Annotated in this window: 22 protein-coding genes; 6 read left to right on the top strand and 16 right to left on the bottom strand. The window is 58.2% G+C overall.

Annotation, left to right across the window (positions count from 1 at the left end; translation table 11 throughout):
* Nucleotides 1-153: 153 nt before the first annotated feature.
* From LU699_RS13255 to LU699_RS13245, 3 genes are all read right to left on the bottom strand, one after another.
* Nucleotides 154-507, bottom strand: coding sequence for a hypothetical protein (locus tag LU699_RS13255; protein WP_232137172.1), 354 nt, complete (start codon nt 505-507; stop codon nt 154-156).
* 72 nt (nt 508-579) lie between these two features.
* Nucleotides 580-927, bottom strand: a complete 348-nt coding sequence (locus LU699_RS13250) for a hypothetical protein (RefSeq protein WP_232137174.1) — start codon at nt 925-927, stop codon at nt 580-582.
* Between the two features lie 1024 nt (nt 928-1951).
* The gene (locus tag LU699_RS13245; protein ID WP_232137177.1) at nt 1952-3625 is read right to left on the bottom strand and encodes a MobA/MobL family protein; all 1674 of its coding nucleotides are present in this window, start codon (nt 3623-3625) and stop codon (nt 1952-1954) included.
* Between the two features lie 329 nt (nt 3626-3954).
* Here LU699_RS13245 and LU699_RS13240 point away from each other — a divergent pair, with 329 nt between their 5' ends.
* A complete protein-coding gene (locus LU699_RS13240) occupies nt 3955-4284 on the top strand; it encodes a conjugal transfer protein TraD (protein ID WP_232580205.1) in 330 nt (109 codons plus the stop codon).
* Nucleotides 4285-4426: 142 nt separating this feature from the next.
* On the top strand, nt 4427-4849 hold the full coding sequence (locus tag LU699_RS13235; RefSeq protein WP_232137179.1) for a hypothetical protein: 423 nt from the start codon (nt 4427-4429) through the stop codon (nt 4847-4849).
* Between the two features lie 235 nt (nt 4850-5084).
* Here LU699_RS13235 and LU699_RS18455 read toward each other — a convergent pair whose 3' ends face one another.
* Nucleotides 5085-5525, bottom strand: a complete 441-nt coding sequence (locus LU699_RS18455; RefSeq protein ID WP_425491638.1) for a DUF4189 domain-containing protein — start codon at nt 5523-5525, stop codon at nt 5085-5087.
* Between the two features lie 502 nt (nt 5526-6027).
* Between LU699_RS18455 and LU699_RS13230 the strand changes: the two genes are divergently transcribed.
* Both LU699_RS13230 and LU699_RS13225 read left to right on the top strand, forming a co-directional pair.
* Nucleotides 6028-9126, top strand: coding sequence for a hypothetical protein (locus LU699_RS13230; protein ID WP_232137180.1), 3099 nt, complete (start codon nt 6028-6030; stop codon nt 9124-9126).
* Nucleotides 9127-9138: 12 nt separating this feature from the next.
* Complete coding sequence (locus tag LU699_RS13225) at nt 9139-10986, top strand: pre-toxin TG domain-containing protein (protein ID WP_232580204.1); 1848 nt, start codon at nt 9139-9141, stop codon at nt 10984-10986.
* 53 nt (nt 10987-11039) lie between these two features.
* On the opposite strand, the gene LU699_RS13220 is transcribed toward LU699_RS13225, so the two are convergent.
* The 3 genes from LU699_RS13220 to LU699_RS13210 are packed head-to-tail and all read right to left on the bottom strand — an operon-like array spanning nt 11040 to nt 12406.
* The gene (locus LU699_RS13220; protein WP_232137182.1) at nt 11040-11567 is read right to left on the bottom strand and encodes a hypothetical protein; all 528 of its coding nucleotides are present in this window, start codon (nt 11565-11567) and stop codon (nt 11040-11042) included.
* Between the two features lie 56 nt (nt 11568-11623).
* Nucleotides 11624-11935 carry a hypothetical protein gene (locus LU699_RS13215; RefSeq protein ID WP_232137183.1) on the bottom strand — a complete coding sequence of 104 codons (312 nt, stop codon included), beginning with the start codon at nt 11933-11935 and terminating at the stop codon, nt 11624-11626.
* Nucleotides 11936-11944: 9 nt separating this feature from the next.
* The gene (locus LU699_RS13210; RefSeq protein WP_232137386.1) at nt 11945-12406 is read right to left on the bottom strand and encodes a hypothetical protein; all 462 of its coding nucleotides are present in this window, start codon (nt 12404-12406) and stop codon (nt 11945-11947) included.
* Between LU699_RS13210 and LU699_RS13205 the strand changes: the two genes are divergently transcribed.
* Complete coding sequence (locus LU699_RS13205; RefSeq protein WP_336246133.1) at nt 12365-12847, top strand: helix-turn-helix domain-containing protein; 483 nt, start codon at nt 12365-12367, stop codon at nt 12845-12847. The two genes, LU699_RS13210 and LU699_RS13205, sit on opposite strands and share 42 nt — an antisense overlap.
* A 152-nt stretch (nt 12848-12999) precedes the next feature.
* On the opposite strand, the gene LU699_RS13200 is transcribed toward LU699_RS13205, so the two are convergent.
* The 9 genes from LU699_RS13200 to LU699_RS18450 form a co-directional block, all read right to left on the bottom strand.
* A complete protein-coding gene (locus LU699_RS13200; RefSeq protein WP_425491224.1) occupies nt 13000-13305 on the bottom strand; it encodes an H-NS histone family protein in 306 nt (101 codons plus the stop codon).
* Nucleotides 13306-13952: 647 nt separating this feature from the next.
* Complete coding sequence (locus LU699_RS13195) at nt 13953-14129, bottom strand: DUF3606 domain-containing protein (protein WP_232137185.1); 177 nt, start codon at nt 14127-14129, stop codon at nt 13953-13955.
* 124 nt (nt 14130-14253) lie between these two features.
* On the bottom strand, nt 14254-14607 hold the full coding sequence (locus LU699_RS13190; protein WP_232137188.1) for an H-NS histone family protein: 354 nt from the start codon (nt 14605-14607) through the stop codon (nt 14254-14256).
* 1077 nt (nt 14608-15684) lie between these two features.
* Nucleotides 15685-20544 (bottom strand): RHS repeat-associated core domain-containing protein, encoded by a 4860-nt coding sequence (locus LU699_RS13185; RefSeq protein WP_232580203.1) that lies wholly within the window; start codon nt 20542-20544, stop codon nt 15685-15687.
* 796 nt (nt 20545-21340) lie between these two features.
* Nucleotides 21341-21934 (bottom strand): hypothetical protein, encoded by a 594-nt coding sequence (locus LU699_RS13180; protein ID WP_232137192.1) that lies wholly within the window; start codon nt 21932-21934, stop codon nt 21341-21343.
* Between the two features lie 695 nt (nt 21935-22629).
* A complete protein-coding gene (locus LU699_RS13175) occupies nt 22630-24027 on the bottom strand; it encodes a DUF2235 domain-containing protein (RefSeq protein WP_232137194.1) in 1398 nt (465 codons plus the stop codon).
* A 49-nt stretch (nt 24028-24076) separates the two neighbouring features.
* The gene (locus LU699_RS13170; RefSeq protein WP_232137196.1) at nt 24077-24478 is read right to left on the bottom strand and encodes a hypothetical protein; all 402 of its coding nucleotides are present in this window, start codon (nt 24476-24478) and stop codon (nt 24077-24079) included.
* A gap of 15 nt (nt 24479-24493) precedes the next feature.
* Complete coding sequence (locus tag LU699_RS13165; RefSeq protein WP_232580202.1) at nt 24494-25270, bottom strand: hypothetical protein; 777 nt, start codon at nt 25268-25270, stop codon at nt 24494-24496.
* 515 nt (nt 25271-25785) lie between these two features.
* Nucleotides 25786-25920, bottom strand: coding sequence for a hypothetical protein (locus LU699_RS18450; RefSeq protein WP_425491227.1), 135 nt, complete (start codon nt 25918-25920; stop codon nt 25786-25788).
* On the opposite strand from LU699_RS18450, the gene LU699_RS13160 reads away from it, so the two are divergent.
* Nucleotides 25864-26430 carry an aspartyl/asparaginyl beta-hydroxylase domain-containing protein gene (locus LU699_RS13160; RefSeq protein WP_232137198.1) on the top strand — a complete coding sequence of 189 codons (567 nt, stop codon included), beginning with the start codon at nt 25864-25866 and terminating at the stop codon, nt 26428-26430. The two genes, LU699_RS18450 and LU699_RS13160, sit on opposite strands and share 57 nt — an antisense overlap.
* The last annotated feature ends 22 nt before the right edge of the window (nt 26431-26452 follow it).

Here is a 26452-nt window from a genome sequence, read left to right as displayed (position 1 = left end):
ACGGGCCACCAACGAAAACGGCGACACCAGTTCGATGGTGTCGCCGCACGGATGTCACACACACCGGTTGGAGCGGGTGAAGGGAATCGACTCCCACTCCATTTAACCTTACCAATCAATGGCTTATCAATCGATTGGCCCGAAATCACGATATCAAGATCGATACCCTGAAATCGGCGAAGAACGTATCGCATCTCGGATGCGAAGGGCAAGACGCTTTGTCAAACGAAGCAGGATCGACTCATCTTCCTTGGTCGTTTCGCTCCTAGACAAGCCTGCCCCAAGCGCGGAGCCAACCTGGTGTCCTAGTAAAGAACATGTCTGGACATCTGAGCAGGAAAGCGCTTGGCCTCCGAACATAGCCTTCAACAAACCCAGTGACTGACCGCATCCAGCGATCTCGATGGTCTCGAAGTGGCCCCCAGGAAACGACTTCTCTTCCGCGTAGCCTGCGCCGCCGCGATCAACCAATTCCTTCGGCGCGTTCTGGACCAGTTCGTGCTCCATCGGGATCGAACCGCGCCAGGAGCGGGAGGAGGGGCCGCACTTTGTCGAACGGCTGCGCGGCCCCCTAGAAGCTTATCGTGAGCAGATCGGCTGATTGTCTTGAGCCACCAGCGGATGGCGGGCTCGCTCACCATTCGGGGCAACGCCCTCGTAAACGGCACAGTTGTTCTCATCCCACTCAATGCGTGCGTCGGTGTATCCATGCTGCTTATCCGCGCTCTCGAAGGCGATAACCTCTGCGCTGGGCAGCATGTCATTGCCATAACTCTGAGGAGTGCCATCTGCCGGAGCTGCTACCGGCGAAGCGGGTGCGACCGGCGCAGCGGCGGTCGGGGTTTCGGTGGGCGGTGAGCTCGCCGGTTCCTCCCCATTACACGCAACAAGCGCGATTGCGCACAGGGGGATCAAAAACATTTTCATTGCGTTGTCCTAATTGATGGAATTTAGGGGAAAGCACCGGAGAAATTCTCACAGCGCTTGGGAGCTTGGGTATCGCGGCCACCTCCGGACACGAGTTCTCACGGTCCTACTCGGCAACCCCGCATCACGCTTTGGGCTACTACCGCCTGGCTATCTCGGCGAGGGTTGTTGGGCGTGGATTTTTTCGGATGCGTTCGTCCTGTTCAAGCTCCAATGTTAGCGGGGGCAAGGGCATCATCGGCTCGCGTTGGTATCAAGTTACCACCCACTCTGTCATTGCTAGATCATGTAGCTGTGTCTACATACGATTTTACTGAACTCTGATTCAGCGAAAGCTGAGAGAGATTCGACCCGCCAGGCTATGCAAGGCTAGGTGCGCCGAGCAAGGCGCCGCTTCTGGCAGAGGATCTTTGTAGTGGAGGGAAGCCGTAACGCTATTGATGGGTTGAACTCCAGTCGCGAGAAAATTGTTCGTTCCGCGCAATGTCACCGATAGACATTCTGCTTTGGATACAAAATTCGCCCGTTTTGTGATGATCATCTACTTGCGTTAAACGCAAATACCAGTCCTATGGAGGCACCCCACCAGCGCGAGGAGCGCTCCATGCCAGAGATCAAGTTAAAAATTGCCGGCCAGATACTTAGTGTCCTAGTTGGCCAAAGCGAGAGCCGCAAACTCGCCGACCGTTCGCATGACATCGCCCACTCGTTAGCACTTGCAGAGGAGCTGATCCGGCGGGGAACCGCGAGCGCAGCTCCGTCTGCGACTGCTCTACCCACGACTCCATCGCTGAAAACGAAAACTGTTGATGCTGCGGATCGCGATCCGCCAGCTCGCGCGGATGATCGAACGCTTCATTGAGGTCAGCAAAGCGCTCGGGGGGCAGCGATCTGATAGGGCTTGCTGACCAAGCCCTTCTCGATGCGCAGACCAGACCACCGATGCTCGATGGTCCTGTAAGGCTGACTACGGTCGAAGGCGATTTCCTGAACTGAGCTTGTCAGGGGGACAAGGCGACCGCACTTAGATGCGCGCGCGTGGCCCCGTGCCCGGAATGAACTTGGCAGGCGGCGGCACTTGCACGCCCGGCTTCTGTGAGACACGACGACGCCCTTTCTTCTTCGCACCACTGAGCTCTTCGTCCAGTTCGTCGCTTGCTGTCTCTTCGGGAAGGGAGAGCGAGGAAGACAGCTGCATGAGGTAGTTGGACGCAAACTGCTTTCCAGCCCATGCGAGCGCATGCAAGCTCTCATCCGCTTTTCGCTTGTAGCGGACTTGCGCTGCTGGATTGGTTGCGGCTGTCGCCTCCGCGCATGCCTGAGACAAGTCGGCAACGCGTTCTGCCTTCCGGCGCCGGCGCTCAGCCCACTCTCGTCTCGTCCAAAGCCCCGCCTTCGGCTGATCAGTGTCGAACTGATCAAGCTCAAGCTTCGCGGAGCTCAGATCGTGTTCCGCTCGATCTTGGATCGCCATGCGGCGGCGAAACCGCGAGGTATCCCGCTCCGCCCGCACCATGGCGCCATGAAGGTCTTTGACATCGGAAAGTAGTCGTCGCGACGATCCATGGAACTGCGAGATAGCCTTGGGCTCAAGGAGGATGGACGCCATACCTCGAAGGACAGCGCGCAACGATGCGTTGAGGTTGTCCAGGTAGATACGCGCGCATTCAAGCATGAGGCGCTCTATCTCCGCCTCGCGTTCGCGCTGCTCCATCGCAAGTGTGTCCGCAACCTTGTCGCCGGTACGGTAGCTGACCTTCCGGACCGATGCCGCGAACCTGACGGTGCTCGCGAGATCAGAGATCGGAGCCTGCGGCCTAGTGGTGGGTAACGCCACTTGCGCACGGCGCTCCGAAACAGCGGCCGCGTGTGAGTGGCCCGCAGGGGTGCTCATTAGCCTGCCCTCCCGCCTGAGCTGCGCGAGCCTGTCTTCCAATCGATCTGCATTGGCTCGCTTAATCGAATCGTTGACCTCGCGTCGCTCGGTGATTACCCCTCGCTTGCGCGCTGCCGTAGCAGCCTTCCCTTCGTGCAGAGTTGGCCGACGAGAGAGACGCGCTGCGGCCTCCAAGTCACCTCGACTCAATGCGTCCAGCGCTTGCACATCCAGTCTCCTGTGGTCCACTCGCTCGGTCTGTCCCGCGCGTTCCAGGTGGTCGTTGATCTTCTCGGCTACGAGCGCCCTCACCCATTCGACCTGCCGACGACCTTCGGCGCCTCCATCGAGTTCTCTCGTTTTCTCGCCCAAGCCCGATTCACCCATTCGGCGTGTCGTCGCAAGGAAGTGGCAGTGGTGATTCAATCCGTCCGGCGGGTCCGGGGCATGGATGCTTGCTTGGATTGCAAAGCCATAGCGATCGATCAATGCCTGCCCGATCGCCTCGACAAGCTTCAGCCGTTGGGCGTCATCGAGCTCATGCGGTAACGAGATCTCAAATTCACGGGCCAGCGCGGCATCCTTGCGTCGCTCGGCATCCTGCGCGGCGCCCCAAACTCGGGTTGGATCTACCGCCCATTCCGGTGCGCCTTTCGGGGCCAAGCACAAGTTCGCCACGACACCGCCTCGTCTTGTGTAGTCGTGGCGGACCCCGGTCATTTTGTCGAGCAGCGCAAGGCCTGCTCGATATGCAGCTGCCGCAACGGCGCTGTGCCCCTTCGAGCGACTGAAGACTTTGACACGCGTGTGATAGATCGCCATAGATGCCTCCGCAATGAGTGCAAGCAGTCATAGCGCAAGGCGCGCTCTACGCAATCGCGAAGGCCCAGGGGCCTAGCATCGGGGCGGGCGCAAAGCGCCCGGGGTCAGGGGCGAAGCCCCTGCGCACGCTTGGCCCGCAGGGTCATGCATATGTGCGCACTTGCTCTGGATCTCAGCAGCCATGTCTCAAAAGGCGATGACGACTTCGATCTTCCTGCTCGCGCGCACGCGTTATGCATTGACCTCGCCCCTCCAACCCGTGCCGTTGAAGATTGACGCGAGCGATCTTTGAGCTTCGATAAGAGCTCTACATCAGCAGGAGTTCGACAATGAGTAGCAGCAATCTTCTTCGAGATCAGATTGAGCGATCGGCACAGCGGTTGGCACAACTCAAGGCCCGTGAAATTGTAAGCGCGCAGCGCGATGCCGCGCGCACAAAAGAGGCAGTCCGGCGCACGCGCGCTTCTCAACGCGATGCGATAGGAACATTGCTCGTCAATGCGGGATTCGGCGCGCTGAGCCTGGAAGAGGTTCTTGGCGCAATGCTTTCCTACCGCGAGAGCGTCATTAGCCCCGATATGCGTGAGCGCTACAAGCAGAAAGGCGGTGATTGGCTTGCATCGAACGCCCGTAGTCGTGGGCGAGCACATACTCACTGAGATCCATGAATCCACACGCGCACTCTCAACCCGCCAAACTCCGCACACCCTCCTGCTCCGCATCTGGATAGGGGTCACGATGTTGTGCCTGCGCAAGGTGCACGATCATCGACGCGGCATGAGGCCGCGGGAGCGATACACGATGAAGACTTGGATGTTGGCAGCTGTTCTCGCTGGAGGTGCGAGCCTCAGCTTTGTAGCGCAGGCGCAGACTTCGCAACCGGTGATGACCGAGGTCACGACTGTTGAGACCTACAAGGCGAGCTCTGAAGGTGCTCTAGGTGTAGCCCAATGGCTTCGGGCGCAGGAAGCGTATGTCGACGGCGAGTTGGGTGACATCGTTGTCACTCGATCGCGTTCGCACAGCGGGCTGTATCAAGCCCAGAGTCCGGGAGACGATCCCCCCGTCGGGTTGCCTGCGTTCGGCTCGCCTGGTGAAGAGATCTCGATTGGTTCAGTCCGGGGCGCTGTGACGCAGAGCTGGACTTATCGCTGGGTTGGAACAAGTGTTCGCGGAAATTGGGTTCTGATCGACTACAAGTATTCCAACACCCTTCCGAAGTAGGAAACACGCCGCCGGCGGCTTAAGCACCGGGCCGCCGGTGGCGTATATCGGAACTGCGTGGACTTCGCTGATTCCCGCTCAGCCACGCTCATCATCCTCCGCGTCAAGACAAGAGCGAAAGAACGATCGTCGGGGCCTGCTCTTTGTAGCGCGCTTGATGCGTCGCATCCCAAATAATGCGCTTCTGATTCATCGGCAGCACAGGCAAGACAAACGCTGTGCGCCAGAAGCAGCGTTACCTAGCTGGGAAAGAACAGTCTTCGTAGAATATTTCGCAGCTCGCTCCGCAGGCGGACAGCGCTTTTGATCTCACATCCCCGGCAGTCTTGCCTCTTGACCACGCATGGTTGGTAGAGGTTGCGGCGACTGCGACGCACTGGTTCGCATAGGTAAATTCAACCGCGCATGCAGTGCCGCCGCGCTTTCTGCAATCTGCAATCGCGCTCTCGGATGCCTCACTTTCCGAAGCAAAGCCAGTGGCAGACCCACTCCACTGGTCAGCGGGGCTGATCGAGAAGGCTCCCCATGCCAACCTCGCCTGTCGCGTATCCCCTACTCCATGCCCAGGCAGGAGAACCTGGTTGTAGGCGCTGGATCCAGGCTGCTGGGCAGTGCCGATGGTCGGCCACAGAAAAAATGAGGCGATGACCACACAGAACTTTGAAATCGTCTTCATGTCCTTCTCCCTATGTCCTCCGAAGACCACCCTGCTTTCCGCAGTGGTAGTCTCAGGAGACAGATTGCCACGACCCAAATAGTCTTGCTTGAAGTCCGACACCTGGCCCGTGCTGTTGCGGCGGCCAAGCATGCTCAGATCGCGTTGTCACAGATCCATCTGGAGCAATCGCAGCAACAGCAGTGCGGCTTTAAGAGAGGCTGAGAAGTTCGCTCATCGGCCAGGTCTTCAGGCTCAACGCGGTGGATCTCATCTGACCGCTTGAAGGCCTGTTGTGGTCATGCAGATCACATACCACGGGCTTTCTGGTCCTTCGCGTCTGGCAACTCGCAAGCGCAATTTTCTGTTGGAGACAGAACGCCCACCACTGCTTGGCAGCCGCGTTCAATGCGACGCAGTGCTCATTTCTCAGCTTCAGCTGTCCGTTCTCGATGGATGGTTGCGTTGACCTGTGTATCCCCGGCAGTCGCTCTCAGCACTGCGATCACAGGAGTGTTGCCCAATGGAGCCGCTATTTCGTTTTGTTCTCGCGCGCCCGCCCGTTGCCCAAGACCCGGCAAACCCCAGCATCCGTTTAACCCAGGACAGTCCTTACCAAGCTGGGTTACGCAGGCTAGAGGGAGCGAAGAACCGCGATGGTCTCGGAAAGCTCGCAATCAGCTTCATTTCAAGTGACCAATTTCTTTCAAGCCCTGCCGCTACCCCGGCGCACGACAGCCTCGCGCGTTTGTTCGAGCTGCTTGATCGACTGGAAGGCAGCGGAAGCCTGACGCCCCAGGATCTGCATGACGCCATCAAGGACGCTTTCGACGCAAGTCCTGCCGACGCATTGGCGTCCCAGAGCGTGCAGTCCTCCGCCACAAGACTGCGCGACAGCATCACGGCCATCAAACAGGTGCCTGCGGAGCACAAGCGTCCCATCGAGGCCCTTGTTGGGCAGATGCGCACGATCGAAGTGATGCAAAAGGCTGTCGATGACCGGGAGTTTCCGCAATCCGCCGCCGCATTGCGCCGTTACCGCAGGCGCTCACTCGAACTGCCTTCCAAAGACCGCCTGCCCTCTGCGCTTCGCCCTTCCAAGGAAGATGCCGGCAAGGTGCAAAAGGAGCGCGAGAAGCGCGAGGGCGCGCAGCGCAAGGAGCTGGAGGAACTCGTCCGCAAGGAACGCGAGCTCTCCAGCGCGATTTCCGAGCTCACTCGGTTGGGGCCAGACGCAATGCAGTCGTCCGACCCTGAGTCATCGGACCTCAAAGAACCCGTGGATGGTCTGCAGCTCGAAACCATGCTGCGCCGGTCTGCCAGCCAATCCGAGAAGCTATCCGATATCGAACTGCGGATCGCCGAGAAGCTGTTGGACCAGCCCCGCGAGCGAGGCGGGCCTCCGACCGGCGCGGCGACAATCCAGAGTCTATCGGTCAGCCCACGCATCCGTGCCTCCGCCGGCGCACCCGCCATCAGCGCGTCGCAGTTCCGCACTGAAGGCCTTCGACTGAGTAAGGAAGCAGCGTCGGAGCTATCTGCTGCCACTCGCAAAATCCTGGGCACAAAAGGCGCAGGTGTCGAGCGGACAGGCATCCAGAGCATGCTTGAGGGCCTCACGCATGCGCGCGAGGAAGTCCGACGCGACCTTGCCGACAAGACCGCCCCTGTGGTGGAGCGCAGCTTTCGAAAAGTGGGCGGGACCCTTGTTGCCACCAAGATGACCCGTAGCGCCACGATGCTGGAGCTCGCGGATTTTACGGGCGGCTTTTTCCCTTGGCCCGCTTCGAGCGTTCCCAAGTCGATCGGTGATGTAAAGCCTGCGGGCATTGCCGACCTATTGATGGTGCGCCAGCAGCTCATTGGCTATGAGCGCGCCGATGTGGCACACATTGAAAATGTTCTGCGTGGGGAGAAGAAAGAACGCGAACACACCACCCGTCGCGAAACCGAGGAGCTGACCTTCCGCGAGACCGAAGTCTCCACCTCCGAAGAGCGAGAACTGGAAACCACTGACCGGTTCGAAATGACACGCGAGAGCTCCGAGACCATCAAGGAGGATGCGTCCTTGAAGGCTGGCCTAACCGTCTCTGGCAAATACGGGCCCACGGTCGAATTCACCGCAAGCGCTGAAGGCTCAATGTCCCGCTCCAAGGAGGAGGCGACAAAGTCCGCATCGAGCTTCTCGCAGGATGTTACGCAGCGAAGTGCTAACAAGATCACCGAGCGCGTGCTGGAGCGGTCATCGCTTCGCGTGACGAACGAAGTGATCGAGAAGAACACCCACACCCTAGACAATGTGGGTGGCGCAGGACACATCTCCGGCGTGTATCAATGGGTCAACAAGATCTACCGCGCCCAGATGTTCAACTATGGGCTGCGCACCATGTTCGACTTCATGGTCCCGGAGCCTGCGGCGTTCTTGATCAAGGCGATGCAGAAGTCGCACGACAGCATCGTGGAGCTGGATAAGCCCGAGCCGTTCACGCTCACGCCAGCACAGGTCGATGAGAGCAATTACGGCACCTGGGTGAAGGCTTACGGTGCCACCGACATCCTCCCACCTCCCGAGCTGTATCGCTTCAAGTCGGCCGACTTCAAAGCCAACGACGAAGACCCGCCCACGATGCTCAACCACTCCGGGCAGATCGCCATCGATGAGGGCTATAAGGCGATTGCAGCGTATGTGGGCACACTGGTGCTGTTTTGGCAGGAGAACTTTTCTCTGTTCTTCGTCGTGGGCGACAAGTTCCGCCAAGTGGGGTTGAGCCCGGCGAAGACCTATCCCACGACTCACACGCTCACACTGGGCAATGAAACCAGCAGCCTGCCTTTCGCATTGATCACCAATCGCGTGGCCAATGTGGGTTTCACGATCGAGGTGAAGTGTCAGCGCACAGATGCGGCACTGGACAAGTGGCGCGCGGAAACGCACGCCAAGCTCACCACGGCATATCGGGCCCGCTTAAGCGAATATGAAGAGAAGCTTGCATCGATTGAGATGCAGGCCGGTATCGCTATCCGCGGCGCCAACCCGGCGCTGAACTTGGAACGGATGAAGGACGAGCTAAAGAAGGACTGCATCAGCATCCTCACCGAACAGCATTTCGACCTGTTCAACTCAATTGGCACTGCACCCAGCACGGGCTTACCGCAGATCCGCGTGGCAGAAGCGGCCTTGGAAGGCGCTTATGTGCGCTTCTTCGAGCAGGCTTTTGAGTGGGAGCACATCACCTGGGTGACCTATCCCTACTTCTGGGGCCGGAAGAGCGAGTGGGAAGATCGTATTGCATTCGACGATCCCGACCCACTTTTCACCCAGTTCCTCAAGGCCGGTTTTTGCCGCGTAACCGTGCCTGCCCGGCCCGGCTTCGAAGGCGCGGTCGATCACTTCATGACCTACGGAGAGCTTTGGGAAGGTGGACCACTCCCTCCGATCAGCAGTGATCTTTATCTGCCTATTGCCGATGAGTTGGCAGAGCGTCTGGATCGGCCGGGGGATGAGGTGCCCCAAGGCGAGCCGTGGACGGTGAAAATTCCCACTTCGCTGGTTCATCTCAGGCCAGACGACAAGCTTCCGAAATGGGACCAAAACCCCGAAGGCGAGTGGGTCGAAGTCTGACGGAGCAGTGCCATGGCTGGCGATATCCGTCCTTATGAGGCTGCCTTGGTTCGCGCCAAGGCTCGCCTGACACAACTGCTTGCGAGCGGGCACGCTAGCGCCCCAACCATTGCCGTCGTCCGGCGATCCATTGAGCTCATGATCGAGGGGCTGAAGAGCCCGCCGCAGGTATTAGCGTTCGACAAGATGCCCGCAGACGCCAGAGGGTTTCGCGGTCCGGATCGTTGGCAGGTCGCTTGCGAGGGGCTGGCAGACCAGGAGATCAATCCGCAGTTCCTTGACCCTGCCGCACGGGCAGCCAAATTCTCCGAATACCTAAATTTGTCCCAGCAGCTGCCCAAGGACGCGCAGGTGCGCGCCTACGGGTTCCTCGATAAAAAGAACGGCAAGAGCTACATGGTCTATGGCGAGCAGGCCGATGTCGTGCCGACCATGCGCATGATCGGCTCTGAGCTGTTGGCTTGGTTTCATACCCAACCCAATTCCAAGCTCATGGCCACGATGAGCGCCAAGGCGGGTCTGGCGACCATGCTTAGTGAGCGGCCCGATCTCGTTGTTCTGATCCGTCTGGCACAAACAGGGCCGTTGGACGGGGAAGTCAGGGCTGTGCCTATCGACCGGCCAGCGGCAGTCGAAGTCGCAGAACTTGCAATTGGCTTGGTGCCGTATGTCGGCAACATGGTGGCGGCTTACGAGGTCTACGAAGGCCGCGACCTGTTTGGCTATGCGCTGACCGATGTCGAGCGCGGGATCCTGGGGGCCACCGTGCTCCTTCCCGCCGCCGGGAGGCTGGTCAAGGGCGGGCGAGCGCTCTACACCGAAGCGCGCCTGGTCAAGCTGTATGGGCGTGATGCGGCCGCGTGGTCCAAAGTGGTCCAAGCAAGCGGTCGAGCTGAAAGCGCCACGGGCGGGAAGGCCTTGGTCGAGGTAGAAAAAGCCGGCATTGAGCTGCGCGCGCAAAGGCGCATCGCTGGCCAAGTCGCCAAGGACGCAGCGCCGGCGATCCCCGCTCTGGTTCGCGGCGCGACCAATGCGGCGCCGGTCGCTGATGCACGCGTGATCAAGCTCCTTGGCGAGCTGCAAACTGTTAGCAGGGAGATGGGCTCATTGGATGCACCCGCTCTTCTGCGCATTCTGGAAAAAGGCCCCAATGTCGATCACTTGAAGGGGCAGCTTCTGGAGGAATTGATCGAAAGCAAGATCGTTCCGTGGCTTCGCACACGCGTAGGAGAATTTGCACTCGGACTGAAAGTGCCAGCGGGAAAGAAGTTGGAGTTCATTCCAGGGCACCTGATCCGCGACGCCAATGGCAGGCAGATTACGGATGGGATGATGGCGTATCGCAGCGGTGGTGAGCTCTATATCGCTGCCGTCTTCGAAGCCAAGGCCGGCAAGAGCGCAGCGCGCGAGCTGAGCGTTGCCAAAGGCTCTTGGTCGAAGATGTCCGAAGACGCCAAGGGAGAGTTGCTGGCCAATGCTCGCGACATCTGGCGCACGCGTGCGGCGCGCGCTAAGCGCCAAGGTCAACCGTTCACACAAACCATTGATGACATCACCGAGGAATACAAGCTTGCCGAACTCGGCGGTCAGGTGCGACGGGATATCGAGCGCCTTTCTGCCGCGGGCGGCAAGAACACGCTGCAAGTGGGATCTGAGACCCTGGTGGTCAACATGAGGCCGCAGCAGACCAAGTTCTTCGGCATCACCCCGAGCAATGTAGCTACCAACACGATCGAAGCGCAGTTGAAAGCCGAGAAGGTGAGCTACGAAATGCTTGCGGTGGACATGAAGGACACAGAACTCAAGTCCTTGGCTGAGAAGATGAAGGCATTGGCGTTGGATCTGTCCAAGACCCCCTGACATCCTGGCGCGTCCCAAGAGCTCGACCCGAAGCACGCTTGCCTCGAAAGAACTTAGCGCACGGTCGACAGACCCGTCCAAGCCTTCAAGCGCGCGAACCACTCGTCACGCTCTGCGCCGTTTCGCTCCATGCCCTTATGTCGGCGATCCGAGTGGCGCACGAACGGCACCTGCCACAGCGGATGTTCAACATCGCGAACCTGCAGCTCCAGCCGCTGGTTCGTCACCGACCCGCGAACATCGAACGCTGTTCGGATCGACAGGATGTCGTTTCGATCCAAATAGCGCTCACCGCGCGCAGGGTCGCGGATCCAGAGCTTGTCGCGCTCTTGATCCAACGCGATGTGATCGTGCGAAATACCTGCGCTGAAGACGGAAAGATCATGTTTCTTCGCCTTCGGCGGACGGTGGCGGAAGATCGCCGGGACGATCCACAGCACCAACAGCGGCCAGAAGACGAACTGCCCGTAGACCATTGTCATCAGCAGCGTGCCCTGCGATGTAATCCCTTCGCCAGTGACCCTGTTCCACAGCCACAGCAAGGCGGCCGCGGTGATGATCCACCGGGCGAGCTTGAACATGCTCCACATATGAGCTCCTCGTCTGAAGGGATTGGTCGCCGAGCGGCGAGTCATGACTATTGGGCAGCAACGACTTTCCACGCGCCGCCGACTTCATCGAACACGAAGGTGGCTGTGAGCGCTTCTCGCTGCGCCCTGCCGCCAACATCAATCACGGCCTGACCGTCTACCGCGCAGGCGTGCCCCGGACCGCCTTCGACCTTCTCGCAGCCGCCCACATCCAGCCTCTCGAAAGTTGTGCGCATCCCTCCGGAGGCTTGCTCGAAGTGCTGGATCAGCGCCGCTTCCACCTGGGACTTGCTAGGACCACCGTTACCGCATCCGGCGAGCATCACGCCCGCTGCAATCGTAAACAGAAATTTCTTCATGGCTTCCCCTCAGTTGATTAGACGGCACTGCCCGGGCGCCGGATCGGCGTTGCCCGGGATCAGATCGGTGGAGGTCACTTGGCCGGAGTTGTCGAGGGTCAGCGCAACTTGGCTAGGACTCGCGGAGCTGTCTTCTGGGCGTTCAACCAGATATGCCAAAGCGATTTGGTCAACTCGGTCATAGATCTGTCCAAATCGGATCAGTCCCGCGAGCTCCATGGGAAGCGCAACGGGCACACCGTTGAGGAGGATGGAAGTTGAACTGCCCTCCCCCGGCTCAATCACCCCTAGACGGGTGCGGATCGCACCGTCAGGCCTAACCTCCCCGTGCGCTGTGCTCCACAAAAACTCTTGAACTGATGTGGTGGCTGCTTCTTGCTGCTTAGCCAGCGCACACGACAGTCCATCCGCAGCGACAACATCGCCGACATGAAGGCAGACGGCTGCCAGAAGAACGAGACAACGACACATAGCCCTGCTCCTATCTCTCAAGCCACCCGGCCTATTTGCGATTATCGCAAATGCTTTGCTAGGATGGAATCGGCAGAATCGGATGCAGTTAGCTCACGTTGCCGCCGGATGCCTGCCGCACTACCTACACCGACCGTGGTTGGAAAGCGCTTGCGGATGGCCCGACTTGCTCGGGAACTTACGCAGGCGCAGCTAGGCGAGCGCTTGGGCCTGGATGACCCCAACACGGCCGCGCCGCGGATCTCACGCTACGAGCGAGGCATGCACGAGCCTGACTTGATCACTTTGGAGAAGCTTGCCGAAGCACTTGAGCTTCCGGTCGCCTACTTCTACACATCTTCGGATCTGTTGGCCGAGGTGATCCTGGTGATCTCCAGGCTTCCGCGTAAGCGCCAAGCGGAAGCGCTGGCAATGCTCAAGGCTTTTGCTGACAAGCTCTAATCGTCGCGATCGCGATGAGCGAATTGAGGCAGAACTAGCTTGACAGCGCTGGACCGACAAAGGAGGCGTCGCCGGTTCGAGATGCGTTCGGCATGGGTGAACGCTCTACAAGCTGACTTCTAGCCCGCGTCCCAGAACGCTTGAGTGTCGCGTCAACCGCTTTCAGCGACCGGCTTGAACACCGTCTTTTGTCCGAGCCGAAGTCCCTTTTTTTCGGTCGGCCGAGCGAGTCCAGGGATCAGAAAATCAGCAGCACTGATGCCACGCTTCACCTTCGCGGCCAGCCAACGCGGCATCGATCCCCGTCCGGTCCACGAGTTGCGCCGGTTCTCCGGGTCTCGATACTTCACTGCCGCCTTGCCAAGCTTGCGCCGCTTCGGACGCGCGCTCGCGGCAACCACTGGCGACTGTCGCCCAAGAACCTCATCGACTGTATAGCCTTCAGATGCCACAAGCATCGTCAACTCAGCCCTGACAGTCGCGACAGGCCTGCGCCTTAAGAGAACCGTCTTGCGCTTCTCAGCGGTCGCAATAAGCAGATCGAGCTCCCGCGAGCTCAACTTCTCTAGATCAAATCGCACAAGTCGCTCCCCGAGCAGTCAAAGCGATCCTTGCAGATAGTTATAGAACAGCCCTTGGGTCATCCGTCCCAATCGAAATTATATGCAAGAAGATCTCTGCAAGACCTCTCGAAGTATCCAAAAGCGGTTCGACGGCGCCTATTGTGCCCTCGAACTGGCGCTCTCTCGCAAGAAAAAAAAGCGCCCCACTGGGGCGCTTCCGTTGTCGGTGTAGATATACCGCTTCTAAGCTGCCGAGGTGGCAGTCAACTTTTGGAACACCCCCCCGCAACGCGGGGAACACCGACGGAATACCTATAGGCCGCAAACCCCGAACCGTCAAGCATTGTGGTGCGGGTAACAACAAGCTTGCGAGACGATCGTAGACGAGCGATTCGCAACTGATGCGGGCGCATTAGACCAGCACCGGCCGAAAACCTTCCGCCTGCTGGTCTTGGAGATAGACAGAACTCGCTCTCGCGGACACTAGGCGCTCCAGCACAGGCCGGGCGCTGGCAGCCATTGGCTGCCAGCGGTTTTCGAGCTTACTTGCCCAAGTGCCGTTTCACATCCTTCGACATCACACCGACCGCTTTGACGGCAGCCTTCAAGGCGTCTGGCGTAACTCCGAAATGCTTGGACCAGTCCCGAAGCTCCCAAGCCTCGTTGACGTTGATACGGATGCCATCGGGCGGCCCACGCTTGGTCAGATCATCTGCCATGTTTGACTCCCTGATTTTGGAGGAAACGCGTCCGATTGCCTCTCGACGCAAGCTCCTTCTACGCCCGCGAAGAGCCTAAAGCCAGTGCCATAGGGCAAGAGCTGGAACTCCCGGGAGCCTTGATTCAGATCAAGAAGTCTTCGAGCTTTGCACCGCATTGCGCCATCGCGTCCCGTAGCCAGATAGGTTTCAGACCACGGCCTGACCAAGTCTGATCGGGCGCGGCAGGGTTTCGATACTTGGCAGCCACCTTCGCCCCAGCCTGCGAACCGCTCTTCTTTGGCGGTGACGATGCAGGCCGCGCACCGGCGCCAAACAGCTCGGCTACGCTGTATCCGCTTTCCGCAGCAGCAGCCTCAAGCTTGCGACGGACTACAGCGATCGGCTTCCGCTTCTTCAGAAGCTTACGCCGCTCAGTGGCCTGATCGATGAGCGAGGTGAGCTGATCTGCGGTGAGATCTGTCAATAGAACTGCCATGAGAGGTTCCGTCATCTGGGGGGGGGGGGGCAGGATAGCCATCGCAGTATTCAGCGTCTAACTATTTGCGCGCAACCTGTGATCCGAAAATCGCTGACATGGGATGTGCGGGAACTTGGCATACCTTGCCATCCACTTATGCAGTGTAGTCGGCAACGAACTGCTCTCGCGGAGACATCACCCCTGCTATTGGCTGAGGTGCTCAGTCACGCTCATCGGGAGCACGACGGTCCACCTAAAATATCGAGCCCAATGGCTGGAAAGGTTTCGCCTTCAGCACGAGAGGGGCAGTCCATCAAGCAGATCAGACGGCGGAATCATGGCCTGACCAGTTACGAGACGGTCGATCGGGTCGATGCGACGAAAGGGACCTCCCCTGGCACCGGGGCACCTCCGCCAAAGTGCGCGAGATCATTAACTCGCTCAACGCATAGGGCGTGCGTCTCTACGAATGGAAGGCGTGGAATGCTGTGCTCTCAAGCTGCAGCGACGAAGAGGACAGCTGGAAGGTGCACCAACACCCCCCGGAACCGGCCACCTTCTACTGCATACTCCAGCCCAACAGCTTCGCGGATCGCTTGGCGCTGATTGCGGAGGCCTACTCCATCGAGAAAGCGGATCTCGCAAGACTAACCAGATCAACTCATTCAAAATTATCGTCTTTGCAAGCCATTACAGAGCCACACTGCAGGCTGCGCTATTCCCTCATCCGGCGTCGATGCCATGGGTAGTAATAGATCAACGCAGCCACCACCGCGGTGGTAGCACATAGAATACTAAAACCGTAAAAAACTGACTGATTGGTTAGGGGATTGTATAGAGTTCGAGCCAGCACATACCCGAACAGCCCTCCGACGACAGGGGGAACATATACCCCACCCCACCTCAGCTTTTGAGAAATGAAGAGAGTCGGGAAGCCGAAGATAGTTACGATTGAAAGATATAGAAAGTAGAAAAATAATAAAAGAAGCACACTCGATAGGTCAGTCGGAACATATCCATTCTCGATGACGGCGACAATGCAGGGGACTAACGACGCGACCGTGAATGCAGCTGCGGCTCTTTTAAAATTAATCATTATCTGCACTCGCAGTTATCGATAAATTTTCTCATCTGCTGACCCCAGATTAATTCGTTGGCAGCCCTGTTAAATCCCGCAACCCATATAAGCCTGTCGGTCTGATACGGACTTAATCCTTCGCCATAGGTGTATGCCACCCCGTCAGTAACCGTTCGAGCCACATATCCAGGATCGAAGGCGCTTCCAGCCGATGTCATGTTGACTACTAGAGGGTTGCCGTTTCGCAGATCAGTGGTCAGATACGAGGACACAAAGTTCGTCCCGCGAAAAGGGCCTATGCTGGCGTCGTTTCTAATTGTCCCGTCCAGTGTTGCGGGCCTCGCATTTCCGCTGGGAGTTGGGTTTGCAATCATCTGCGCCATGACTTCGCTCGGATCCGCGCATCCGATCTTTCGGTCAACCTCATACTTGTGATAGAGGAGCTCGCTTCCATTGAAATCCCGCCAACCAGGCTGCATGGGCACTTGGAACACTGGGCCGCCGGGGTATGCGCAGTATGTGGTCCCATTGGCCGACTGACACGCCAGCCCGGTGGGGTCGATCTGAGCCAAGGGGTTAGAACCCGAATATGCGTAGGTGCTGATCCCACCGTTGAGGCCAATCGGATCGCTTTGTGTGTAGCGGCCGGTGGCAGGCTCATAATCTCGAAAATAGTTGTAGGCCAGACCACTTGCCAAGTCGTAACGCTGACCTGGGAAGCGCATGTTGAAAACAATCGAAGCTCCATCATTGTCTGGATCTTCGTTGGGCACGCTGTTGCCGAAAGCTTCTCCGGAGAGGTCCCACTTCCACACCGCCAGGTCACGACTTGGTTCGATCAATGTCCTAGGTGTGCCGAGGTGGTCCGACTGCACATAATGCAAACGATCAAGCGACGAGCCTGAGCCTACTAGGACGCCTACTGGGCTATCTCCCAGCCAGATCGCCTGCTGGACAGGCACTCCTGCCGTATCAAAGTCAGCGAGCCACCTGCCGTCGCTCTCGTAGACCGTCGTAATGCTGACCGGGCCGATCTGAGTTCCGACACGCTCGCCCACTCCGTTGTATTGATAGGAGCCAACGACTGATCCGCCCGCAGCGACGCTTTCGAGCCTGTTGGCGGCGGCGTAGGAGTAGGTGCTACCTACGCCATCCGAGAGCGTGTTTCCCACCGCGTCATAGGTCCGGGCAGCGCCATCAACTGTTATTAGACGGTGGCTGCCAGCTTCATAGGTGTAAGCCGCCATGCCGGAAGATGTCGAAATGCTGGTTCGATTTCCAGTCTGGTCGTAAGTGTATTCTTCAATCGGCACTTGCGTGGCGTGATCGCGGAACGCGGTCAGACGCCCCAGCCCGTCGTAAGAAAAGCTCGCGATACCATTTTGCGCGGCAGTCGCCCTGCCCAGTTCTGACACGCGACCATTCGCGTCGTAGTCCAGTCGGATGTCGAGACCACCTGGCGAGGCATCAATAACGGATTTAATCCGATAGTCCAGATCCTGCGTCCGCGACATAACGCGACCATTTCCGTATGCCCATCGCACCGCGGGGCCGAAGGGCGCATACGCGATATCTGAAATGACGATCTGGCGCGCGCCTCCAGGCGACTTAGCTCCGATCTCGACCACCTCGCCGCCAATGTCGCGGACATAGTCGACAACACTGCCGTCGGGATAGGTGATTTCGTGCAGGTCACCTGCCTGTGTGTGAGCAAAAGCGACCTGAAGCACTCGCGCGCCCGTTGTCTGGGTCTTGCGCACGAGCGCTCCGAACGCTCCAAAGCAATACTCGGCGGCGCCGCTGCCATCTTCCATTTTGGTGAGCCGACCGACCGCATTGGTCTCACCCGGCGCGCAACTGGGCTGCACCACATCGTAGACATACCTTTGGTCCAGAGCCGGTGCACCGCTGTGGCTGACATTTGTAAGCCGGTTCAATGCGTCATAGCTGAAGCTACTGACCTGCCCTCGCGCATCCACACTGCTGGACTTGTTCCCAGCCTCATCAAAAGAAGAGTTGCTTATTCCTGTGTCAGGACTATCCAGCTGAGTGACTTCTCCGAAACCATTTCTCTCGTAAAGTGTTGCCAGCCCTTTCGGATCCTCAACTCGCCTGATCTGGTCGAGGGCGTCGTAGAGGATTTGCGTCTGGGCCGAGACGCCGCCTGCATCGGCTACCGTCGCCTTCAGCCGCCCAAGCGCGTCGTAACTTGCGGTGTTGACTTGCCCTAACGCATTCGTGATCGCCTGGAGACGGCCCATCTGGTCGTAATCGAAGTCAGTGGGGTTGTCGCTAGCGTCCGCAACTGCAGTCAGCTGACCGAGCGCGTTGAAGGTTCGCGATAGCGTGCGCTTGAGCGCTCCTCCGGCGTCACGAATCTCCTCGGACACGCGATTTCCTGCATCGTCGAGGAGGTAGCGAACCGAGTTTCCTTTCGCGTCCGTCATCCTCACAAGGCGCTGGGCGCCGTCATACAGGTAGTCGGTGCGAGCGCCGTTAGGCAGAGTGACACTTGCCAGCGACCCGCCAGACGAATATTCCAACTGCGTTACCCTCGACGCGGATGACCCTGCGCTGATGGATGGGCGCTGTTCGACTCGCGTCAGCCAGCCGCGGGCGTTATATCCATAAATCGAAATTTGGCCATCAGGCATCACAACGCGTAGCGGCCGACCAGCCCCATCGTATTCAAGGACTTCGGACACATGCCCAAGGGCATTGGTGGACTTCCAGAAGTCACCCTTGCGATAAGGGCACGGAGCAAGGGCGGTGGCGCAGCTCGGGTGGTTGGCCAGATAGTATTCGATGCTGGTTGTGTCGCTGATATCGGTGCGCGGACCGTTGATCCAGAGCAGCTGGCCCAATATCGCGCAACTCCCAAGTGCCAGTCCCGCCGTGTCGCAGTAGCGCATCTCGGTTTGACGAACGCCTTGGGGCCCATTCGACAAAGAGCCGCACTCGTATCCTATTGCGCCCGCAACTGCCGGATCTACCTCACAACTAAAGGCGATCTGGTTCGCGCTCGTGTAGACGAACTTGGTTGCCGAAGCCAACCCTGTGCTTCCGGATCCTGACTGGTAAACGCTTTTTGTCAACAGACGGTTGCCCGGATTACGCAAGATGGTGGTTCTTCTCTCCTCGGAAGTTCCAACGGCTTCTCGGATCTCGTTCACATAGAGATCGTGATACCCGAACTGCTTGATGCCCCCGTCTCTTGCCGTCTGCGATACGACGCGACCCGCGCTGTCGTAGGTAGAGTGTTGTGAGCCACCACCGTCACTTGTGTGCGTGATCCGGCGATAGAGGCTCGTGTCTACCTCGAATGATCGAACATCTCCATTAGCGGTGGTCAGGGTCGAGGTAGTCGGCGATGTGTAGGCAACACTTACTGCATCGGTAATCGTGCTGCCGGCGTGCAATTGACTGGAGGACACCCGACCAAACGCGTCGTATCCAAAACTGGCATAGCGTGAGCCGTCCTCGGATGTGATTCCTGTCAGGTGATTCTTGAAGGCGCCATCGACCCAAGCGGGCTCGGCGTAATGGAATTGTCGGATGGCGCCCGCACCATAGTCGACGGACACCAAGTTCGAGTTGAGGTCATAGCCATATCGGACGGGCATACCTTCTGGTTTGACGACTTCTACGAGCCTGCCGCTGTCGTAGCTGAACCTGATAGCCCTTCCTCGGGCGTCGACAATACTAGCGATCCGGTCTTGCGTGTAGTTGACGGTGACATCATCCTCAGGTCTTTGAGGATTGGTGACTGAAATCAGCCTGCCATTGCTATCAAAGTTCTTAATATCGCCATCAGGTTGCGTGAGTCGAAATCGCACTGCTCCAGTGAAAAATCGTTGCATGATCGTGTCGCGGGAGTTGCGGCCGAACATGTATCCCGAGCTGGTAAACGAGTCGGAGAACGACTCAAATGTGCCCTCACTGCTCCATAGGTATGCGCCCCAAGTGGCGGCTTCTACGCGGTCCAGGTAGGTGTGCGACCAGCCAGTCGCGAACTTGGTGCCCTGCTGGATTTGATTGAGCGAATGGTAATGCCGAGTAAAAGGACGACCCGCGAACACGAAATCCACTTCATCCCGTGACTTGTCCCCTGTGGTGGGATGGCACGGGTTAGGGCTCGCCTTGCAACTTGCGACCTGCTGAAGTGGCCCGGTGATCACGGCTGTGCCGGAGTTGTTGGGCACACACATCCGTGCTGTCGTCAGGGCAGCCTGCGTTACTACTACGCTCATTGGCTTGAAGCCGACAGCGCAGGTCGCGAGGTAGCGCACTCTTACATAGAATCCGAATTTGTTCGGCGGCTTGTTCTGACATGTGTAATGTGACTGATACCCTCGCTCTCCGAAGGTGATGACGGCGGGGCTTGAGACCGTGATGATGGAGCCATTTTGAAAATAGTCGTAAGTGACAGCGTTGTTGTTGACCGTGCAGATATCGCCATTTGAGGAGAAGTGAGTTGCAACTCTCTCCGCTACACCATTGACGACCCCCGCCTCAGACGCGCACCACCTTGTTTGACCTGGCGCGAGGGCACAACCGAATGGGCCATTGCCTAAGACCCCGGCGGCCCCATCGAACTGCGCCGCACTCACTGTCTGCGCGGGCTGTGCCTCGACTTGATAGCGAAACTCTACGAGGCCTGTCGTTGCATTCCTGATCCGCTGGGAAGTTTGGCGCAGAAACTGCCCCTGCCCGGCGAAGTTCGGATCCTGCCGCATGGCAGTCTCGGCAGCGGTTTTTGTAGGAAAGCAGGCGGTTCCGTAACAGAAATTGTTCGCGGGCGCCGATTGCGCGAAAGCTGGGAGGCAACAGACCACGAGCAGCCCCATGAGCAAGGTCTTTCCAGACGAAATCTTCATGACTCTTCCTGAGTGATATCGCGGTTTCCGTCGCTACATCAAGGCATGGCTGGTGAGCCTGCCCATCGGTGCTCGCCCCTCCGCCAAGCTGATCCGGGAAGTTGAAGTTGTGATGACACGGGCTAGCGATGGGTCTACACCTAAGTGCGTCAACACCCATTAATCCACAAGGTTCCCTTCGGCCACCAGACTGATCCGTTGCCCTGGCCTCCTTGCAGCTTGACTTCTAATATGCCGGCATCACGGTCGTCAACAGGCCATGCGCAAAAACGGCTTGCTATTTGATCGGACAGGCTATTCGGGCAAGAAAAACACTCGTCTTCGGAAGCGTCGACCGCTCCGATTTCATCCGGGTAAGAATTTCCCTACGCACGGAACCCCATTTCTCGGACAAAGCTCACATTTCCATCGAGGCTTCAGCTGATCCCGGCGCACATGTCTGCGTGGAGAGATGGGGCTCAATCAAGTCACAAGATGTCGCGAATAGCGATCTCGCATGGCGACGACCGCAGCCATCGTGCCAATGACGAAAGCGCCATCGCTGGTAGCCACGACCCTGAAGAGCGGCCTCGGAAGCTCCTCTTCGTGAACCCAGGCCGCGCTTGGCGCGGACAACTCTTAGTCAAAGTGCGTGCTGGCGCTCAACGAGACTGCTCACACTTCAGCGGGACCTTTTCGGAGGAAACGAAACGAGAGCAGGTCGGCGATCACTTGTTCCTTTTTGAAAGCCCCCGCGTCTATCGCCTCGCAGGCAGACTGGATCGAAAGAGATAGCGGAGCAGCCAAGAGTCCGCGATCACTCTTCGATCGATGCCTTTCGATGCGAGATCGTCGCCTCTAGTAGCTTCTCCACCAACTCTTCAAGCCTCCGAGAAGCTGCCCGAGCTTCCGAACTGCTGAACACCGATACCGGTCGCACGAAGACGTCCGAAACCCGGGCCTTGGCCTCCAAAAATTTCCTTTGCACAGCGACAACGCAGATATGTCGCCCTTCCTCGCCAGGCCAGGTCACTACCTCGTAAGACCAAGGCATCGGATCAGGCGCCCCCAAGCGCGTCCTCAAGGCACCCAGTCCGCCGCGCGCGAACAGCCCCGCATGCGCTTGGCTTGGCAAACCGAAATCAGGCATCAGGCCGCTTGCCCAGAGTGATAGGTCGGTCAGCTGACCCACCGATAGGTCTGAGTTCAAACTCTCGCACTTTTCCAGCCACTCTGACTCTGAAGGCGGACCACATGCCGCGACATCAACGACCAGCTCAAGCGCTTCCAAGGGCAGATCAGGAAGCACAGTAAGGCCAACCTGCTGCTCGCCAGAAAAGTCATCGAGCCAGAATGCGTCGGACCCCAAGTTCCCGATCGGCACATCCACATCCGCAGCTCTGATCAGCATTCGTATCTCTCTTCTGAGGCCACCACCCTAGTTGGGAAGAGTGGTTCGTCAAGCCAGCGCGGGCTAACATCAGCGCCACATCTGAGACGCGTGGGACACCTCGTTAAGTCACTTAGCGAACGCATAAGTGCTCTTTGCTATTGGTATACGTAATCCAATACGTGATCTACGTTGCAAATATAAGAATTCATTTGATGCAAGAAACGTCTCTTATGCGTCAGAACAATGCCTAATGCGAAATACCTTGATTCTAATTTCTGTGTATACAGAATCTACTTCTGAGGACCCATATGCAGCGATAAACAGTGGAATTTCTCGCTGCAAACATGATTCATGGAAGCATTCTAAAAACCGAATTTCGACAAGGCATCACCTGACGCATAAGACGCGTGTCTCTTGACAGTTTTAAAGCTTGACGAGATGAATTCGACATGCCCAATAAAAAAGCAGCCCGAAGGCTGCTCATTGACCCGCTGAGGGGGTCACATCCCCATATCAATTTCACGATACATGACTGACTTCCTTGCGGTCGGCGAAATTTATTTCCTTAATTAATAGCGCAGATTGCCCCACCAGTCAACACCACTTGTTCAGGTTTTTGCGCACGGCGGGTTACATGTTTCGAACGCTTAGATCGCAATCAACCTCGGGTCAGGCCGTCGCGGGTCTTGAACGCCGTTAACGAATTCAAGCATCTAATAGAACTCCGGCAACTTTTTGTGCCCGCGCAATGACTCGGGCCGATACGCTCCTTTCCGATCGCACATAAGAACGCTTTCTGCCTTGAAGCGTTCGTATACAGTCGGATCAAGAACTGCGTCTGTCTTAATCTGTCGCGGCGCGCTCGGCCACGGCACCAGTCGGGCCCACCAAGCTTTCTGCTTCTGCGCAAAAATCTCGCAGTGCTGCGGTCCCGAGGCGTCGGGATAGAGCTGTAGCTTGCTTGGATCGATCAGCAGCGGGTGTGGCAGCATGCGAGCTTCTCCAACCATCCACGCGAGCGCGATATCGGACAGGCGTGACTCCTCTTCGGGGTAGCTGCCTCCGATATCGGAATGATTGCCAGCAAACCAACGCTGCTGGAAACGAAGCTCGTCAGCCTGCTGTCGGTTCGCGTTTCCGCCCCAAATCACTCTGCCGAATTGCGTGCGCGTCTCGTCGATGGCGAGCGCGTGGCGCGCATGCGAGATCCGCGGGTCAAGGAGACTGTCGTAGTGATCAGACTTCCAAAGAGCGACATGCCACTTTGGCGCCTCACGCTTGAGCTCGTCTGACACCCAGCGAAGTGTAGATCGCAGATAGGCCGCTATAGCGCCAGCTACTCCCCCGATCACTGCGATGCCGAATGCCCCCCATCCATTCCAGCCAAACCAAGCGCTGGCTGCCCATGCCACCGCGCCGGCAAGCAACGCTAGCCCACCCAAGCCAATAACCGTCAGCGCCAGTCGGATCTGCCAACGCAGGCCCAGTGCGGCCACGGAGTCGAAAACTCCAACGAACTCCGGATAGACCTCACCACGGTGCTCACCCTCACCGGCGCCATACTTTCGCCTGAAGACGCGTGCTAGCGCTTCTCGCTGGCCCTCGAACTTCTTTCGCGGATGCCCAGCACCGTGCTCATAGACGCGGACAACGGCCTCCCGTGCGATCGCACGCAGCCGCTTACCCTTCCGAGGCAACGGTCCTCCCTCGCCATCGGTCGTCGGCACGCCACATAGATTCAAGACATTGGCCACGGAACGAACCGTGTAGCCGCCACGACTGAAGCCGAAGAGAAAAATTCGATCCCCCGGCTCATACCGCTCTAGAATCGCCTCGTAACAATCGATAACATTGTGGCTAAATCCAAGCCCCACCGCCAGGCCGGCGAGGTCCTTGAAAGCCTGCCGAATACTCAAGCGCACATGGCCATCTTGGACCCGAGTTCCGAGCCCCGGATCGTAGAAGGCTACCTGCTCTCTCGGATCAATCGGACTATCAGGACCAATACGCGTTGCGCGGAAGAGCTTGTAGATGTTGCTGAGCTGCTGATCCGGACGCACTCCACCAGCTTGGCCAGTGCCGTCAGCAAAAATCAGAATGTTCTTGGGCATGAATTCCGTGCTCGAACAGTGGATCGCCTGAAGGTTGGAACGCGGATCGTCAGGTCAAGCCCGCAACAGCCTTACCTGCCTTCGCAATGGCTTTAATGTCACCAAGCGCTAGCGCAGCTGCGAGGGTCACCAAAGCCGCAACGATTGCCAGGCCATCTTTCACGGATTTGATGGTCTCGATTCTCTGGCGCGCATCCGCAATAGACTGCTCAATGCTTTTCTCAGCCTCCGCGGTGTGCGCCAAGGCTTCGCTGAGGTCTGTTGCCACAACTACCTGGAGCTCGGATCTGAGTTCGAGTTCTTGAGCGCGAGCTTCCATGTAAGCGTCAAGACTCATCTGCCCAGCGGCATATGCCTGTTTGGAACGGTCTCGAATCGCGTCCGCCGCGTCGTCGAGCAAGTTGGCGATCTCGAAGGCCGACCTCTCGTTTCCTGCAAGTTCGTTCTTCATGTGCGCTCCTGCGACTTAAAGGGTTGAGAGGCTTTGGCGGATGGATTTCAGATCTGAAGTCGCTTGCCGTAGAGAACGCTGAATATCTTTCGACCGGAGCCGATCTGCGTTCTCCATCATGAGCTGATGGGACTTGCGGACACGCTCAAGCCCAGCGGCGGCGGCTTGCTGCTCTCGCAGCGCTTGCTGCTGATCAGCAAGGTCGACGCGAGCGGAGCGGCGAAGTAGCGCATCAATCACTTCGCGGCGCTCCGGCGTCAATGCGCTATCACCGGGCAGCCTTGCGGACCATTGCGCCGCGCGATAGTCAGAAATCAGCTCGTAAGAAGCGACCTCCTGGTCAAGCACCGCCCCGTAAGCCGTGGTCGCCCGCTGCATCGCTTCTAGGAGCTTGTCGATATCTGCGCCATTGCGCTCGACCATTGCCTTGACGCTCCTGGCCTGCACTGCCTCAAGCGCCCAGTCGGACACCCGCTGCGCGATGTTGCCGTAGGCACTGACTTGCGTAGCGTCGATTCCTAAAGCGCTCGATGCCTGAATCGCACCAGACACCTTCTGAATGTCGGGCGCCAGCGAGTAGGCATCTTCGCCGGCGAGCTGAGCCAAGGCGGACATGTAACCCGTCGTCGTTGCATGCAACTTCAGAAGGGTCTCCCGATCTTGCGCGGTGATGGACCTCAGAGAACCCAGATTCTGACGGGTTGCATCGAAGCGCCGATCCGCGGGCAGATCTGTGAGCTGTCGTTCCGCGCTGCCCACATAGCGCGCAGTTGCAGCCTGATAGTTCGTCATGCTCGCCGAAGTGGCCGCAAATTCGCGCACCGCTCCGAGGTTCGTGCATCCCGAAAGAAGAAGAAGCGCGAGCGCGGCTAGCGCCAAAGCCCCTACATGCCTCGTTGCCTGACGCATAAAGCTCTCCTATCCCTAAAGTTCCAAACGCCGGACCAGACCCGCACGCAGTTTACGAGCGCCTCAAGCGAGCTCGTTACAAGACCGGTTCTTGCGGCCGTTTCCCCGCGGCCCCTGCGCGCCACCCCGGACGCATTGCCGCATTGTTCGCATACCGGCCTGTCCAGCGCAACACGCCTGAACCGCGTCTCTATCCGCCAAATAATTGGCGGCATGTCACCCTCTACCAGCGTAACGGCGCTCAAGTAAAAATTGAACGGGTCAGCCCTTCACGCTCAAATCGGCAGCCTTGACTATGCGTAAGCGCCCGCGTCTCCTCAATGGCTCTCACTCGGCGGCGTAACCGCTTCAAGCCTTGAAAGCTCTGCGGCAGCGCGCCGACGACCGACAGTTGCGAACTAATTCAAGCCAAGCACCTGTCTGGCGACCGATGCGCCAACTTGACCGATCACCTCCAGGCTGGCGGATCCACCAGCTTGAGCCAACCGTTCTTTTACTCTGGCCCAGATTGTGTCATCTCGTATATCAGCGATGAAGTCGTGACCCTTTGGCGAAAGACGGTTGACGACAACCGCCAGGGAAATTGTGATCTGACCGCGCTAGGCGGCAAATGGGCCTGCAGCTACCTCAAAAGAAGTTTTTCGTGGGTCGAGGCGGCATGCAATCAGTTCGAAACAACGAATGCTTTCTTGAGGTCACAGCGAGTTGCGAAAGAAGCGATGTTCTCGCGGCTTGATCCAGGAACTCATATTGAGCTGCACTCCGACTACGCCAACTATGTGACTACGGTTCACCTGCCTCTCGTTTCCGCCGATGCGCTGATCGAGGTGGGAGGTGAGGGTCGTGAATACGAAGATGGCGTTCCGATTTGCCTCGACTCCACTTTCATGCATCAGGTTCGCTGCCCCGGCACGATCCCGCGGGATGTGCTTCTCTACAATGTGTGGCATCCGGACCTCAGCGATGACGAGATCTGGGCGATCGAGTTCATTCGAGCTTCTTGGTGGCCTGGCGTCTCGTTTGACCCGGATCTGGGGCCATAATTTGGCGACATGCGTATGTCGC

It is taken from the genome of Luteimonas fraxinea, assembly GCF_021233355.1.
GTDB lineage: Bacteria > Pseudomonadota > Gammaproteobacteria > Xanthomonadales > Xanthomonadaceae > Luteimonas > Luteimonas fraxinea.
Note: the sequence above shows the minus strand (reverse complement) of the source record. Positions and strands in the feature narration are given on the sequence as shown.